The following is a 15,670-nucleotide window of genomic DNA, read 5'->3' as shown; positions in this document are numbered from 1 at the left end:
AACATCCACGAAAATACGCGTGCCACACAATGGTGTGGCCCTCAAACCGGCGGGCAGCGCGGCGCTGGGAAGCGGGCGCGAGGACAGCCTGCGGGGATGGCGGGACAGGGCACGCGCACGGCGCGTTTTGTGCACCGTTCGGCGCGCATCGTCGCCTTTTGGGCGTGGATGCGACCTGGAAACGCGACAGCGGGAAGTCGGGGAAGGACGGCGCGCGAAGCGTGCCGCCGGACAGGCGAGAGGCAAGTCGAACTGCGCGGCGAGCGGCGTAGCGGCCGGCGATCCTGCTGCCGGCCGCTACGCTGCCCGACCGTATTACATGCGGAAATGTTCGCCGAGATAGACGCGGCGCACGCTTTCGTTCTCGATGATGTCGCTGGGCGCGCCGGCGGCGAGCACCGAGCCGTCGCTGATGATGTACGCGTGATCGCAGATGCCGAGCGTTTCGCGCACGTTGTGGTCTGTAATCAGCACGCCGATGTTGCGCTGCTTCAGGAACTTCACGATCTTCTGGATTTCCAGCACGGCGATCGGATCCACGCCCGCGAACGGTTCGTCGAGCAGGATGAAGCTCGGATCGGTGGCGAGCGCCCGGGCGATTTCCACCCGGCGGCGCTCGCCGCCCGAGAGCGAGAGGGCCGCGTTTTCGCGCAGGTGGGCGATCTGCAGTTCGTCGAGCAGGGCTTCGGCGCGCTCGGTAATCACGTCTTTCGAGAGGCGCTTGCCGTGCATGTCCACTTGCAGCTCGAGCACGGCGCGAATGTTCTCTTCGACGGTGAGCTTACGGAACACCGACGCTTCCTGCGGCAGATACGACAGGCCGAGCGAGGCGCGCTTGTGGATCGGCAGCAGGCTGATGGACTGGCCGTCGAGGTCGATCTCGCCCGCATCGAGCGGCACGAGGCCGACGATCATGTAGAACGAGGTGGTTTTGCCGGCGCCGTTGGGGCCGAGCAGTCCGACCACCTCGCCGCTTTTCACGTCGAGCGATACATCCTTGACGACCGTGCGCGAGCCGTAGCGCTTCTTGAGATTGCGCACGACGAGCGAACTGGTCTTGCCGGCCAGTTGCCGGCCGTGGCTTTGCGGAACCGTTACGGTATTCATTGCTGCGGCGCCCCCTGCATCGTGGCCGAAGGGGCCAGCGTGGCCGGAGCGCCCGTGAGCGGCTGTGCTCCGCCGTTGCGCGGCGAGAGCGTGGCGCGCACGCGCCCCGTGGGGTTGCCCGGGCCGGCGACGTCCTTGCCGGACTTCGCCGTGTAGAAGTCGTTCTGGCCGTCGTAGGTGATCACGCTGCCGTGGACCGTGTCCATGATGGTGGAGAGGCCCTGCAGGCGGTGCACCGTGGCGCGCGTGGTGAGCGTGGTGAGGTCCTGCTTGCCGTCGTAGTCGATGCGCTCGGCCGTGCCTTCCACGTACTCGTCCACGCCTTCGCGCTTCTGGCGGAAGTAGGCGAGGTTCGCGTCGGGCGTGCCCGGCGCCACCGTGCCGGTGGCGTACTGGTAGCCCTGCGGATCCTGGGTCACGACGACCTTGTCGGCCTTGATCAGGATCGTGCCTTTCGTGGCGACCACGTGGCCGGTGAAGACGGTCTCCTGCTTGAGATCGTCGTACGTCATGTTGTCCGCTTCGATGTTGAGCGGTTTGTCCTTGTCGGCGCGCTCGGCATGCGCGGCGGGCGCGAAGCCCGCAAGCGGCAGCGCCGCGGCGAGCACGGCCAGCGCGCCGAACACGGCACGGCGCACGCGCGCGGCACGGTGTGCGCGCAGGACGCCGGACGGAGGACGGGGAAGCGATTCGTTCATGCAATCGTGCCTTGGGTGGACGGCCCGGCGTTCAGGACGAGCCGCCGGAGTCAGCCGGGGCGATCGCGCCACGGACGTTGCCGTAGAGCTGGATGACCCGGGTGACGTTGTTGTAGTTCATGCCGTTGGTGGCCGTCATGACCGACTGGCCGCGACGAAGTTTAACCGGCTTTTCGGTCAGGATCACATCGTCGTTCACCAGCACGCGGAAATGTTCGGAATCAGCCTGCATTTCCGGGTCGCCGTAGCCGGCGGCGCGCAGGATACGCGCGTTGTCGTACAGATTGACGATCGAAGCATCGCTGTTCACGGTGCCGCGCAGGCCTGTGGCCGTGACGATCGGCTTGCCGGGCTGGAACGCGCGCACGGCGGGCAAGGTGAGGTCGCTGTTCTCGTCGTCCTCGTAGTGAACCATGTGCGTCGCGGTGAGGCGGTACTGCGTCGCGCCGGACTGGTCGAGCTCGGACACCGAGAAGTTGTCGGCGAAATAGTCGGGCGTATGCGTGAGCGCGCGCGGCGCCTCTTCCTTCTCGTGGGGCTTGACGGCCTGCAGCAGCCACCACGTGAAGAGCGCGAGCGCCGCCACGCAGACGAGCGGCACGAGCGAGGTGAGGCGGAACTTCTGCGCGTTCATCGCGGCTGTCCGGCGTGCGGCGCGCAGGCCGCGGCGAGCAGGGCGTCGTAGCGGTTCTGCGCGCGCAGGATCAGGTCGGTGGCTTCGCGTACCGCACCGTAGCCGCCGCGCGCGCTGGCGATCCAGTGGGCGCGCTGGAGCACCTCGGGGTGCGAGTTTGCCGGCGCCGCCGCGAAGCCGCACTGGAGCATCACCGCGAGGTCGGGCCAGTCGTCGCCCATGTAGCCGCACTGGTCGGGCGTCATGCCGGTGGCCGCGAGCAGTTCCGCGAAGGCCACGCGCTTGTCTTCCACGCCCTGATACAGGTGCGTGATGCGCAGTTCCTTCGCGCGCACCGCCACGATCTCCGAGCGGCGGCCCGTGATGATCGCCGTGTCGATGCCGGCTTCGCGCAGGAGCTTCGCGCCGTGGCCGTCGAGCGAATTGAACGCCTTCATGGTGTCGCCGGCGCCCGTGAACAGGAGGCCGCCGTCGGTCAGCACGCCGTCGACGTCGAAAATCATCAGACGCACGCGCGCGGCGCGCTCAGTGGCGTCGAGTTCGGGGGTAGCGGCCATCAGATCACCTTCTTTGAAAACAGGTCGTGCATGTTGAGCGCGCCGATCAGCTTGCCTGCTGCATCGACGACCAGCATCTGATTGATGCGGTGGCGCTCCATCAGTTCCACGGCTTCGACCGCCAGATGATCGGGACCGATCGTGCGCGGGCCGCGCGTCATGACCGAGGAGATCGGCAGGTCGCGGAAGTCGCCCGCGCGCTCCAGCACGCGGCGCAGGTCGCCGTCGGTGAAGATGCCGGTCACGCGGCCTTCCGGGTCGACGATCGCCGTCATGCCCATGCGCTTGGCCGTGAGCTGGAAGAGGGCGTCGCGCACCGTGGCGTCTTCGCGCACGAGCGGCATTTGCTCGCCGGTGCGCATCACGTCGTGCACGTAGGTGAGCAGGCGCCGGCCGAGCGCGCCGCCCGGGTGCGAGCGCGCGAAGTCGTCGGCGCCGAAGCCGCGTGCGTCGAGCACCGCGACCGCGAGGGCGTCGCCGAGCGCGAGCGCCGCCGTCGTGCTGGCGGTGGGCGCGAGATTGAGCGGGCAGGCTTCCTTTTCCACGCCGGCATAGAGGTGCACGTCGGCGAGCTGGCCGAGCGTTGAACCGGGGCGGCCCGTCATGGCGACGAGCTTCGCGCCGATGCGCTTCACGAGCGGCAGGATCGCCACCAGCTCTTCCGACTCGCCGGAGTTCGAGAGGGCGACGAACACGTCTTCGGCCGTGACCATGCCGAGGTCGCCGTGACTGGCTTCGGCGGGGTGGACGAAGAAGGCCGGGGTGCCCGTGGACGCCAGCGTGGCGGCGAGCTTGCGGGCAATGTGGCCCGATTTGCCGATGCCGGAAACGACCACGCGGCCACGGCAGCCAAGGATAAGATCGACCGCGCCGACGAAGCTGTCGTCGAGCCGGTCGCGAAGCCCGCGCACGGCGTCAGCTTCGATGTCGAGCACGTCGCGAGCGAGCTTGAGCGCCCGGTCGCCATTGATTTTCGCTATCATTCGCGGAGTATAGCAAAGGCGTCTGATCGCCGCGCCGCCGGGCCTGTCAGGCAAGCCCCGGGCGGCCGGGCCGCCGGACGCCTCGCGCCGCCGCCGCCGCGCCAACCTCGCCGTGCTCCCTCGCAGCACTTCCTTTTAGTCCCGCTTTGCGCCGATCATGGACCGGGCCGGCGCAAGGTCCGATGCATCCCGGGCAGTTCCTGCCCGGCAAGCCAGCTGTACACGCCACGCACGAGGACGCTTCACACGATGATCTCCCCGCTGGAAATGACGCTGTTTCTGCTGCTCGCCTCGGTGGTCGGCGTCGTGCTGTTCCGTTACCTGAACCTGCCGCCGATGCTCGGTTATCTGACCGTGGGCATCCTCGTCGGCCCGCGCTCGCTCGGCATCGTGCCGGACACGCATGGCGCGCAGAATCTCGCCGAGTTCGGCGTGGTGTTCCTGATGTTCTCGATCGGGCTCGAGTTTTCGCTCTCGAAGCTGCGCGCGATGCGCCACGCGGTGTTCGGGCTCGGTCTTTCGCAGGTGCTCGGGACCATTGCCGTCGCGCTGCTCGTCGGGCTCTCGCTCGAGCACTGGGTGCACATCACCTGGCAGGCGTGCGTGGCGCTGGGCGGCGCGCTCGCCATGTCGTCCACGGCCATCGTTAGCAAGATGCTGGCGGAGCGGCTCGAGATCGAGTCCGGGCATGGGCGCAACATTCTCGGCGTGCTGCTGTTCCAGGACCTGGCCGTCGTGCCGCTTCTCATTGTGATCGCGGCGTTCGGCGGCGATTCGAAGTCGCTCGTGGAGGCGCTCGGCCTCGCGGGCCTGAAGATCGTGTTCGCGCTTGGGCTGCTGCTTTTCGTCGGGCAGAAGTTCATGACGCGCTGGTTCAACGTGGTCGCGCGGCGCCGCTCGCAGGAGCTGTTCGTGCTGAACGTGCTGCTCGTCACGCTGGGCGCCGCATTCATCACCGACAAGTTCGGTTTGTCGCTCGCGCTCGGTGCGTTCATCGCGGGCATGCTGATCGCCGAAACGCCGTACAAGCATCAGGTGGAAGAGGACATCAAGCCGTTTCGCGACGTGCTGCTGGGCCTCTTCTTCGTGACGACGGGCATGCTGCTCAATCCGCACGTGATCTGGCAGCACCCGCTGATGGTGCTGGCCTTCCTGATCGGCCCGGTCGTGCTCAAGGCCGTGATGATCACGGCGCTCGCGCGCCTGTTCGGCGCCTCGCCGGGCGTCGCCATGCGCACGGGCCTCGGGCTCGCGCAGGCGGGCGAATTCGGCTTCGTGCTGCTCAACCTGATTCTGGACAAGCACCTCGTCGACCCCACGCTCCTGCAGGCGATCCTCGCCGCCATGCTGCTCTCGATGCTCGCCGCGCCGTTCCTGATCCAGAACGCCGACCGCATCGTGCTGCGCCTTTCCTCGACCGAGTGGATGCAGCAGTCGCTCATGATGACGCGCATCGCCACGCAGAGCATCAAGCAAAGCGGCCACGTGATCATCTGCGGCTATGGCCGCGCCGGGCAGAACCTCGCGCGCATGCTCGAATACGAGGGGCTTTCGTATGTGGCGCTCGACCTCGACCCGGACCGCGTGGCGGCGGCCGCGGCGGCGGGCGAGTCGGTGGTGTTCGGCGACGCGGCGCGGCGCGAGTCGCTCGTCGCCGCCGGCATCCATCGCGCGGCGGCCGTGGCGATCACCTACGCGAACACGCCCTCGGCGTTTCGCGTGCTGCGCCACGTCCACGAACTGGAGCCCACGCTGCCCGTGATCGTGCGCACGGTGGACGACGCCGATCTCGAACGGCTGCTGGAGGCGGGCGCGACCGAGGTGATTCCGGAGATCGTGGAAGGCAGCCTCATGCTTGCCTCGCACATGCTGGTGCTGATGGGTGTGCCGATGCGGCGCGTGGTGCGCCGCGTGGAAGAATTGCGCGACGAGCGCTACAGCCTGCTGCGCGGCTACTTCCACGGCACCGACGATGTGGGCGAGGACGGTCACGAGCAGGTGCGGCTACAATCCGTACCGGTCGACGAGCGCGCCGATGCCGTGGGTCGCACGCTGGCCGAACTGGGGCTGGCCGATATCGGCGTGGAGGTCACGGCGATCCGTCGGCACGGGATTCGCGGCGTGGAGCCGGATCCTTCGACCAAACTGCGCGAGAACGACATCGTCGTGTTGCGCGGGCTGCCCGAGCAACTGGCCGAAGCCGAGGAACGGCTTTCGCGGCACCGCAAGGCGGGCGCGGGTGCGCCGGCGGTCTGAGCGAGGGATAAGCGCGGCGTGCGCATCGCGGGCCGGCCCTGCACCGAGGTTATTGGCCTGCAACCTGGCCCCAGAATCAGCTTTCCTGTTCCTTATTCCTGATGCAACCCGGAGAAATCATGTCCAACGCACCTGCGAACGCGCCTGTCGAAGCCGCGCAGTTCGTGAAGAGTCTGATCCGCACGGTGCCCGACTGGCCTCAGCCGGGGGTGCAGTTCCGCGACATTACGCCGCTCATCGGCGACGCGAAGGGGCTGCGGGTTCTGATCGACCTGTTCGTCGAGCGTTACGTGGACGCGAAGCTCGACTACATCGCGGGCCTCGACGCGCGCGGCTTCATCATCGGGCCGATCGTGGCGTACGAGCTGGGCGTCGGTTTCATTCCGATCCGCAAGATCGGCAAGCTGCCGTACAAGACCGTTTCCGAGACCTACACGCTCGAATACGGCACCGCGACCGTCGAGATTCACGAGGACGCCTGCGGCAAGGGCGACCGCGTCGTGATCGTGGACGACCTGATCGCCACCGGCGGCACCATGCTGGCGGGCAAGCGCCTGCTGGAGCGCCTCGGCGCGACCGTGGTGGAAGGCGCGGCGATCATCGACCTGCCGGACCTGGGCGGCTCGAAGCTGCTCACCGATGCGGGCCTCTCACTCTTCGCCGTGACCTCCTTCGGCGGCCACTGATCGCGGACCTCGATTCCATGCCCAATTTCGCTCTCTTTCTCGCGACCTCGATCGCCATTACCTTCGCGCCCGGACCGGACAACCTTCAGGTGCTCGCACGCGGCATCTCGCAGGGCCGCGCGGCCGGCCTCGTCGCCGCGCTCGGCTTTGCCGCGGGCATCACGTTCCATACGACGCTCGCCGCGCTCGGCATTGCCGCCGTACTGCGCTCGTCGCCGGTGGCCTTCGAGATCCTCAAGCTCGCGGGTGCCGCGTACCTGATCTGGATCGGCGTGAAGGCGCTGCGCAGCCAGGGTCTCGCCGCCGCCGGCGACCGCCCGCGCCAGCCGCTCTCCACGGTCTTTCGCCAGAGCGTGCTCGGCAACGTCATGAACCCGAAGGTCACGCTCTTTTTCGTGGTGTTCCTGCCGCAGTTCGTCGATCCGCACGGCACGCAGGCCGTGACGCTGCAGATGCTCGAACTGGGTCTCCTGTTCATGCTGCAGACCGTGGTGGTGTTCTCGATCTTCGGCCTGTGCGCGGGCACCATCGGCGGCTGGCTCAAGCGCCGGCCGCGCGCGGGTGTGTGGCTCGACCGCCTCGCGGGCGTGACTTTCATTGCCATCGGCATTCGCGTCGCGTTGCGCGACTGACCTGCGGGAGCGTTGCACGATGACCTTGCCCTGTATCAGCGCCGCGCGCCGCTTCGATGTGCGTGCCCATCTGCCGTTCTGGATCGGCGGCGAGCGGGTCGGCTGGATACGCGTGGCCGACGCCGTGTTGCTCGCGCGCTGGCCCGACGTGTTCGAGATCGATGGCGCGCGCGTGACCTTGTCCGCGAAATTCGACAATGCGACGGCGCGCAGCGCGGCGCTGGGCGCCGTGATCGGCGCGCTGGCCGCAGAGGGCCGCATTCCGGGCTGGCGCGACGAAACCTACGCGATCCGCAACGCCTTCGACGCGCCGCCGCTCGCCTATATCGAGCGCGCCGCCTCGCGCTTCTTCGGCACCATGACGTACGCGGTGCATCTGAACGGCGTCGTAGAATATGGCGGCCCGGCCGGCTCCGGGTCGGCGCCGCGCGCGCCGCAGTTGTGGATCGCGCGCCGCAGCGAGACCAAGGCCACCGACCCCGGCATGCTCGACAACGTCGTGGCGGGCGGCATCGGCTGGGGTTTCGGCGTCGAGGCCACGATCGTCAAGGAGTGCTGGGAAGAGGCGGGCATCGACGAGTCCATTGCCTCGCGCGCCACGCCGGGCCGCACGGCCCACGTGCTGCAATCGTTGCCCGAGGGCACCCAGGCCGAGCAGATTTTCATCTACGATCTCGCGCTGCCCGAGGATTTCGTGCCGCACAACCAGGACGGCGAAGTCGGCGAGCATCGTCTTGCGCGCATCGACGAAGCGGCGCGCTGGATCGAGGAAGGCGCCATGACCGTGGATGCGAGCCTCGCGACGCTCGACTGTCTGCTGCGCCGCCGCTGGATAGACGAGGACGCGTGCGAGGGCATCGCCGCGATCTTCGAACCGCCGACGCTGTGAAAGGGCTCGGTTTTACACAGGCTAGGCAAGTAAGCCCTGTTGAAGCACCAGGAAGGGAGTTACCCAGGTCATGTCGACCGATCACAGCTTTATTCTGAAACTGTCGTGCGCCGATCGGCCCGGCATCGTCCACGCCGTCTCGGGCTTTCTGTTCGAGCGCGGCAGCAACATTCTGGACTCGGCGCAGTTCGGCGACGACCACACGGGCGAGTTCTTCATGCGCGTCCACTTCCAGCAAGTGGGCGGCGACCCGGGCCTCGCGGGCCTGCGCGACGCGTTCGCGCCGCTCGCGCAGGAGTTCGGCATGCGCTGGGAGCTGCACGACGCGAACGTGAAGCCGCGCGTCGTCATCATGGTTTCGAAGATCGGCCACTGCCTGAACGACCTGCTGTTCCGTTACCGCACGGGCCAGCTCGCGATCGAGATTCCGGCGATCATTTCGAATCACAAGGACTTCTATCAGCTTGCCGCGAGCTACAACATTCCGTTCCATCACTTCCCGCTCCTGAACGCCACCGACGAAGGCAAGGCCGCGCAGGAAGCGCGCGTGCTGGAAGTGGTCGAGAACGAGCGCGCCGATCTGGTGGTGCTCGCGCGCTACATGCAGATTCTTTCGCCGCAGCTGTGCGACACGCTGGCGGGCCGCGCGATCAACATCCATCACTCGTTCCTGCCGAGCTTCAAGGGTGCGAAGCCGTACTACCAGGCGTTCGACCGCGGCGTGAAGCTGATTGGCGCGACGGCGCACTACGTGACGAGCCATCTGGACGAAGGCCCGATCATCGAGCAGGAAGTGGAGCGCGTGGATCACAGCATGACGCCGGACCAGCTCACGGCGATCGGCCGCGACGTGGAATGCGTGACGCTCGCGCGCGCGGTGAAGTGGCATACCGAGCATCGCATCGTGCTCAACGGCAGCAAGACGGTGGTGTTCCGGTAAGCGTTCGCGAAGCGCTCACGCGAAAAAAAGCCGGCTGCCCGTAAAAGGGCGCCGGCTTTTTGCCTGGCGCGCTACGAAGCGTTCAAACGAGCCGCAGATAGATCAGCTCGCGCTTGATGTACGCATAGAAGATGGGCGCGGCGATCACGCCCTGCAGGCCGAACGCGGCTTCCATCACGAGCATCGCCACGAGCAGCTCCCACGTGCGCGCCTCGATCTGTCCGCCGACGATGCGCGCGTTCAGGAAGTATTCGAGCTTGTGAATCACGATCAGGAACACGAGCGCGGTGACGGCGGCGGGCAGGCTCACGGTCAGCGCGATCGCGACGATCAGCGTGTTCGAAATCAGATTGCCGATCACGGGCAGAAGGCCCACCACGAAGGTGACCACCACGAGCATCTTCGCGAGCGGCAGCGGCGCGTGAAAGAGCGGCAGCGCGAGCAGCAGGAAGAGGCCCGTGAACACCGTGTTGATGGCCGAAATCTTCACCTGCGCAAACACGATGCGGCGGAACGCATCGGCAAAACGCGCAACGCGCGTGACGAAGGCGGTAGAGAGCGGCAGGCGCTGCGCATTCTTCTGCGCGCCGATGGCGATGATGGCGCCGATGATCATGCCGATCACGATATGCCCGAAGATGCGCGCGGCGTTCTTGCCGCCTTGCTGAAGCTGGTTGGCGTGCTCGTGCATGAGCGCGAACGCCTTGAGTTTCATCTGGTCGACGTCCACCGGCAGATACGCGGCCACGGCCTCGGGAATGCGGCCGCGCGCCTGGTCGACGAACGCCATCATCTGCGCCATGACCTTCTGCACGCTCGGGACGTCGTCCTCGAAGTGCTCGATGATGCCGACCGTGAGGCCCGTCAGCACGCCGACGATCAGAATGGACAGCAGCACCACCACCGCCCAGCGCGCCCGCTGGCTCGACATGCGCCGCTCGACGAGCGGCGAGATCGTGTGGACGAGCTGGAAGACAAGCATGCCCGCGAGCAGCGCGCCGAGCAGATTCAGCTCCAGCACGGCCCACATGCCAACAATGGCCGCGATGTAGCTGCCGATCTCGACGGCCGAGAGCTTCGGCAGGCTCATGTCGCTCGTCAGCCTGACCGGACGCGGCCTGAGGTCGCGCACCTGCTTGTCGTCGGTGGCTTCGTTGCGCTTGACCATAATTCGGAATACCCGTTTTCAGACCCAGGAAGAACGCCAGGTTCTCCCCTCGATTGACTGCCTTGTTCTTGCTGCCCGCGCGCGTGTCGTTGCTGCCTCGCTGCCATTTTGTGCAGCCGACTTCCGCGCGTTCCCCCGGGCAGTCCTGCTTGTGCCGCGGTGCTGGCCCCGGCCCGTTGCTGTCCTGCTACTGTCCCGCCGAAGCCGCCACGGCGTCCGACTGGCGCTTGAGCAGCGGCGCCAGATAGCGGCCCGTGAAGCTCGCCTTCGACTTCGCCACCTGCTCGGGCGTGCCCTGGGCGACGATCTGGCCGCCGCCGGCACCGCCCTCCGGACCCATGTCGACGACCCAGTCGGCGGTTTTGATGACATCGAGATTATGCTCGATGATCACCACCGTATTGCCCTGGTCGCGAAGCCGGTGGATCACCTCCAGCAGCAGTGCGATGTCGTGGAAATGCAGACCCGTGGTTGGCTCGTCGAGTATATACAGCGTTCGGCCGGTGTCGCGCTTGGACAATTCCAGCGAGAGCTTCACGCGCTGCGCCTCGCCGCCCGAGAGCGTCGTGGCCGACTGACCGAGCCGGATGTAGCCCAACCCCACGTCCAGCAGCGTCTTCAGCTTGCGCGCCACGACGGGCACCGCCTTGAAGAACTCGTAGGCGGCCTCGACCGTCATGTCGAGCACTTCGCTGATGTTCTTGCCCTTGTATTGCACCTCCAGCGTCTCGCGGTTGTAGCGCTTGCCGTGGCAGACGTCGCAGGGCACGTAGACGTCGGGCAGGAAGTGCATCTCCACCTTCAGCACGCCGTCGCCCTGGCAAGTCTCGCAGCGGCCGCCCTTCACGTTGAACGAGAAGCGGCCCGACTCGTAGCCGCGCTCCTTGGCCGCCGGCACGCCCGCGAACAGCTCGCGGATCGGCGTGAAGAGGCCCGTGTAGGTGGCCGGGTTCGAGCGCGGCGTGCGGCCGATGGGCGACTGGTCGACGTTGATGACCTTGTCGAAGTGCTCCATGCCCTCGATCGCCTCGAACGGCGCCGGCTCGGCCGACGAACCGTACAGGTGCTGCGCGACGGCGTGGTAGAGCGTGTCGTTGATGAGCGTCGACTTGCCCGAGCCCGACACGCCCGTCACGCAGGTGAGGAGGCCCACCGGCAGGTCGAGCGTCACGCGCTTGAGGTTGTTGCCGTAGGCCTCGACGATGCGCAGGTGGCGCTCGTCGGGCTCCTTGCGCTCGTCGGGGTACTCGATGCGGCGCGCGCCGGACAGGTACTGGCCCGTCATCGAGGCCGGATCGCTTTCCACCTCGCCCGGCGTGCCTTGCGCAATCACCATGCCGCCGTGCTCGCCGGCGCCCGGCCCCATGTCGACCACGTAGTCGGCCATGCGGATCATGTCCTCGTCGTGCTCGACGACGATCACCGAGTTGCCGAGGTCGCGCAGATGCTTGAGCGTGGAAATGAGGCGGTCGTTGTCGCGCTGATGCAGGCCGATGGAGGGCTCGTCGAGCACGTACATCACGCCCGTGAGGCCCGAACCGATCTGCGAGGCGAGCCGGATGCGCTGGGCTTCGCCGCCCGAGAGCGTTTCGGCGCTGCGTTCGAGCGAAAGATAGTCGAGGCCCACGTTGTTCAGGAACATGAGGCGCGCAACGATTTCCTTGACCACCTTGTCGGCGATCTCGCGCTTGGAGCCTTCGAGGCGCAGCGTCTGGAAGTAGCCGAGCGCGTCGCGCAGCGGCCAGCCGCTCACCTCGTAGATGGCGCGCGCCATGTCGCCCGAACCGATGCGCACGAAACGGGCTTCGCGGCGCAGGCGCGTGCCGTCGCAATGCGGGCAGGGCTGGTTGTTCTGATATTTCGCGAGTTCCTCGCGCACGGCCACCGAATCGGTTTCGCGATAGCGGCGCTCGAGGTTCGGGATGATGCCTTCGAACACGTGCTCGCGAATCGACGTGCGGCCGCGCTCGTTGATGTACGAAAACGGGATCTGCTGCTTGCCCGAGCCGTACAGCAGGATCTTGCGCACCTTCTCGGGCAGGTCCTCGAACGCGACGTCGATGTCGAATTCGTAGAACGCCGCGAGGCTTTGCAGCATCTGGAAGTAGAACTGGTTGCGCCGGTCCCAGCCTTTCACCGCGCCCGCGGCGAGCGAGAGGGACGGGTGCGCCACCACGCGCTTCGGGTCGAAGAACGTGATCTGGCCGAGGCCGTCGCACTCGGGGCACGCGCCCATCGGGTTGTTGAACGAGAAAAGGCGCGGTTCGAGCTCCGGAATCGAGTACGAGCAGATCGGGCAGGCGAACTTGGAGCTGAAGAGATGCTCCTTGTCCGTGTCCATTTCCAGCGCGATCGCGCGGCCCTCGGCGAGGCGCAGCGCCGTTTCGAACGATTCGGCGAGACGCTGCTTCATGTCGGGACGCACCTTCAGGCGGTCCACCACCACGTCGATCGTATGGCGCTCGCTCTTCTTGAGCTTGGGCAGCGCATCCACCTCGTAGATCTTCGCCTCGCCTTCGTTGGCCGTGCCGCCGCCCGAGCGCACGCGAAAGCGCACGAAACCCTGGGCCTGCATGTCGTCGAAGAGTTCGGCGTGCTCGCCCTTGCGGTCGGTGACCACGGGCGCGAGGATCATGAGCCGGGTTTCCTCGGGCAGCGCGAGCGCGGCGTCCACCATCTGCGAGACGCTTTGCGCCTGCAGCGGGATCTCGTGGTCGGGGCAGTAGGGCGTGCCCACGCGTGCGTACAAAAGACGCAGGTAGTCGTGGATTTCCGTGACCGTGCCGACCGTGGAGCGCGGATTGTGCGAGGTCGCCTTCTGCTCGATGGAAATAGCGGGTGACAGACCCTCGATCAGATCGACGTCGGGCTTCTCCATCAACTGCAGGAACTGGCGTGCGTAGGCGGAGAGGCTCTCCACATAGCGCCGCTGGCCTTCCGCGTAAAGGGTGTCGAACGCCAGCGAGGACTTGCCCGAGCCGGAGAGCCCGGTGATCACCACGAGCTTGTGGCGCGGCAGGTCCAGGTTGACGTTCTTCAGGTTGTGGGTTCGGGCCCCACGGATACGGATTTGTTCCATGAACCTGCGGGAGAGAGGGAAACCAAACCTGCTACTATAACGACTTTTCCAGACCGCCGTTACAGCTTGCTGACGGTCTTCGGCGGGCAGCGGCGGCCCCATAGAATACGTTCCCCCGATGTCCAATCCGTCCGCCACCTCTTCACGCATGAGCGCACCCGAAATGCGCGCGACCGTATCGCTTGCTGCGATCTTCGCGCTGCGCATGCTCGGTCTCTTCATGATCATGCCGGTGTTTTCCGTCTACGCGAAAACGATTCCCGGCGGCGACAACGTCCTGCTCGTGGGCGTTGCGCTCGGCGCCTATGGCGTCACGCAATCGCTCCTCTACATCTTCTACGGCTGGCTCTCCGACCAGGTGGGCCGCAAGCCCGTGATCGTGGCGGGCCTCGTGATCTTCGCAATCGGCAGCTTCGTGGCCGCGTTCGCCCACGACATCACCTGGATCATCGTCGGCCGGGTGATTCAGGGTATGGGCGCCGTGTCGTCGGCCGTGCTCGCGTTCATTGCCGACCTCACCGCCGAGGAGCACCGCACCAAGGCCATGGCGATGGTAGGCGGCTCGATCGGCATGTCGTTCGCCGTCGCCATCGTGGGCGCACCCATCGTGTTTCACTGGGTGGGCATGAGCGGGCTCTTCACGCTGGTCGGCGTGTTCTCGATTCTCGCCGTAGGCGTGGTGCTGTGGGTCGTGCCCGATGCGCCTAAACCCGTGCACGTGAAGGCGCCCTTCGCCGAGGTGCTGCACAACACCGAACTGCTGCGCCTGAACTTCGGCGTGCTGGTGCTGCACGCCACGCAGACCGCGCTCTTTCTCGTCGTGCCGCGCCTGCTGGTGGATGCGGGCCTGCCGGTCGCCTCGCACTGGAAGATCTATCTGCCGGTGATGGGCCTCGCGTTCGTGCTGATGGTGCCGGCCATCATCGCCGCCGAAAAACGGGGCAAGATGAAGGCGGTGGTGCTCTCGGCCATCACGCTTATCCTGATCGGACAGCTGTTGCTCGGCTCGCTGGCGCATACCATAGCGATAGTGGCGGCCGTGCTGTTCGTCTATTTCCTCGGCTTCAATATCCTGGAAGCGTCGCAGCCCTCGCTCGTCTCGAAGCTCGCGCCCGGCGCGCGCAAGGGGGCGGCCACGGGCGTGTACAACACGACGCAGTCCATCGGCCTGGCGGCAGGCGGCATCCTGGGCGGCTGGCTGCTCCAGCACGAGGGGGCGAGCACGGTGTTTTACGCATGCTCGGGGCTGGTCTTTTGCTGGCTTATAATCGCGGCCAGTATGAAGGCGCCCGTCAAGCGCGCCTGATATCGGTCGAACAGTTTTCGCGGAGGCGGTCCGCGCGCGGCGAGAACGCCCGCACGCGCGCCGCGCGGCCGCTCCTCGCAACGGAATACACAGGAGATTTGTATGGCATCCGTGAACAAGGTGATTCTCGTCGGCAACCTCGGCGCCGATCCGGAAGTGCGTTATCTGCCGAGCGGCGACGCGGTGGCCAACATCCGCCTCGCCACGACCGACCGCTACAAGGACAAGGCATCGGGCGAGTTCAAGGAAATGACCGAGTGGCACCGCGTGTCGTTCTTCGGCCGCCTGGCCGAGATCGTCTCGGAGTACCTCAAGAAGGGTTCGTCGGTCTACATCGAAGGCCGTATCCGCACGCGCAAGTGGCAGGCGCAGGACGGCACCGATCGCTATTCGACGGAAATCGTCGCTGACCAGATGCAGATGCTGGGCGGCCGCAGCGGCGGCGCCTCGATGGGCGGCGGCGACATGGGCGACGACGGCGGCTACAGCCGTCAACCGGCCGAGCAGCGCGGCGGCGGCCGTGCGGCGGGCGGTGGTGGCGGCGGCGCATCGCGTGCGGGCGGCGGTGGTGCCGGTGCCGGCGGTGGTCGTTCGAATGCGCCGGCTGGCGGCGGGTTCGACGAGATGGACGACGATATTCCGTTCTAAGCGCGCTAGCGCCCGCGGAGGGATCGAAGCCCGCGACCCTGGTGGTCGCGGGCTTTTTTATTACCTGCCGCAGCCCACCACCCCCAT

The 15,670-nt window shown here is 66.6% G+C and carries 14 protein-coding genes; 7 read left to right on the top strand and 7 right to left on the bottom strand.

Features of this window, described 5'->3' with window-relative positions:
* Nucleotides 1–315: 315 nt before the first annotated feature.
* From lptB to kdsD, 5 genes are read right to left on the bottom strand one after another with little or no spacing between them, the layout of a single operon-like run.
* Nucleotides 316–1,107: an LPS export ABC transporter ATP-binding protein gene (gene lptB / locus U5760_RS05865; RefSeq protein WP_322010313.1), complete on the bottom strand. Its 792-nt coding sequence runs from the start codon at nt 1,105–1,107 to the stop codon at nt 316–318.
* Complete coding sequence (gene lptA, locus U5760_RS05860; RefSeq protein ID WP_322010312.1) at nt 1,104–1,805, bottom strand: lipopolysaccharide transport periplasmic protein LptA; 702 nt, start codon at nt 1,803–1,805, stop codon at nt 1,104–1,106. The genes lptB and lptA overlap by 4 nt, the downstream gene beginning before the upstream one ends.
* Before the next feature lie 31 nt (nt 1,806–1,836).
* Nucleotides 1,837–2,439 (bottom strand): LPS export ABC transporter periplasmic protein LptC, encoded by a 603-nt coding sequence (gene lptC / locus U5760_RS05855; protein WP_322010311.1) that lies wholly within the window; start codon nt 2,437–2,439, stop codon nt 1,837–1,839.
* Nucleotides 2,436–2,996: an HAD family hydrolase gene (locus U5760_RS05850; protein ID WP_322010309.1), complete on the bottom strand. Its 561-nt coding sequence runs from the start codon at nt 2,994–2,996 to the stop codon at nt 2,436–2,438. The genes lptC and U5760_RS05850 overlap by 4 nt, the downstream gene beginning before the upstream one ends.
* The gene (gene kdsD, locus U5760_RS05845) at nt 2,996–3,979 is read right to left on the bottom strand and encodes an arabinose 5-phosphate isomerase KdsD (RefSeq protein WP_322010308.1); all 984 of its coding nucleotides are present in this window, start codon (nt 3,977–3,979) and stop codon (nt 2,996–2,998) included. Before kdsD ends, U5760_RS05850 begins: the two co-directional genes overlap by 1 nt.
* 249 nt (nt 3,980–4,228) lie before the next feature.
* Here kdsD and U5760_RS05840 point away from each other — a divergent pair, with 249 nt between their 5' ends.
* The 5 genes from U5760_RS05840 (at nt 4,229) to purU (ending at nt 9,382) form a co-directional block, all read left to right on the top strand.
* Nucleotides 4,229–6,235 carry a cation:proton antiporter gene (locus U5760_RS05840; RefSeq protein WP_322010306.1) on the top strand — a complete coding sequence of 669 codons (2,007 nt, stop codon included), beginning with the start codon at nt 4,229–4,231 and terminating at the stop codon, nt 6,233–6,235.
* Between the two features lie 119 nt (nt 6,236–6,354).
* A complete protein-coding gene (locus tag U5760_RS05835; RefSeq protein WP_322010304.1) occupies nt 6,355–6,921 on the top strand; it encodes an adenine phosphoribosyltransferase in 567 nt (188 codons plus the stop codon).
* Nucleotides 6,922–6,938: 17 nt separating this feature from the next.
* Nucleotides 6,939–7,553 carry a LysE family translocator gene (locus tag U5760_RS05830; protein ID WP_322010303.1) on the top strand — a complete coding sequence of 205 codons (615 nt, stop codon included), beginning with the start codon at nt 6,939–6,941 and terminating at the stop codon, nt 7,551–7,553.
* 19 nt (nt 7,554–7,572) lie between these two features.
* The gene (locus tag U5760_RS05825) at nt 7,573–8,442 is read left to right on the top strand and encodes an NUDIX hydrolase (protein WP_322010302.1); all 870 of its coding nucleotides are present in this window, start codon (nt 7,573–7,575) and stop codon (nt 8,440–8,442) included.
* Nucleotides 8,443–8,512: 70 nt separating this feature from the next.
* Entirely contained in the window at nt 8,513–9,382 is an 870-nt protein-coding gene (gene purU, locus U5760_RS05820; RefSeq protein ID WP_322010301.1) for a formyltetrahydrofolate deformylase, read from the top strand.
* A gap of 82 nt (nt 9,383–9,464) precedes the next feature.
* Here the strand turns inward: purU and U5760_RS05815 are convergent, their stop codons facing one another.
* Both U5760_RS05815 and uvrA read right to left on the bottom strand, forming a co-directional pair.
* Nucleotides 9,465–10,550 (bottom strand): AI-2E family transporter, encoded by a 1,086-nt coding sequence (locus U5760_RS05815; protein ID WP_322010299.1) that lies wholly within the window; start codon nt 10,548–10,550, stop codon nt 9,465–9,467.
* Nucleotides 10,551–10,737: 187 nt separating this feature from the next.
* Nucleotides 10,738–13,629: an excinuclease ABC subunit UvrA gene (uvrA, locus tag U5760_RS05810; RefSeq protein WP_322010298.1), complete on the bottom strand. Its 2,892-nt coding sequence runs from the start codon at nt 13,627–13,629 to the stop codon at nt 10,738–10,740.
* Between the two features lie 118 nt (nt 13,630–13,747).
* Here uvrA and U5760_RS05805 point away from each other — a divergent pair, with 118 nt between their 5' ends.
* On the top strand, nt 13,748–14,935 hold the full coding sequence (locus U5760_RS05805; RefSeq protein ID WP_322010297.1) for an MFS transporter: 1,188 nt from the start codon (nt 13,748–13,750) through the stop codon (nt 14,933–14,935).
* 102 nt (nt 14,936–15,037) lie between these two features.
* Complete coding sequence (locus U5760_RS05800; protein WP_322010296.1) at nt 15,038–15,583, top strand: single-stranded DNA-binding protein; 546 nt, start codon at nt 15,038–15,040, stop codon at nt 15,581–15,583.
* The last annotated feature ends 87 nt before the right edge of the window (nt 15,584–15,670 follow it).

Source organism: Paraburkholderia sp. J12 (genome assembly GCF_905220215.1).
Classification (GTDB): domain Bacteria; phylum Pseudomonadota; class Gammaproteobacteria; order Burkholderiales; family Burkholderiaceae; genus Paraburkholderia.
Note: the sequence above shows the minus strand (reverse complement) of the source record. Positions and strands in the feature narration are given on the sequence as shown.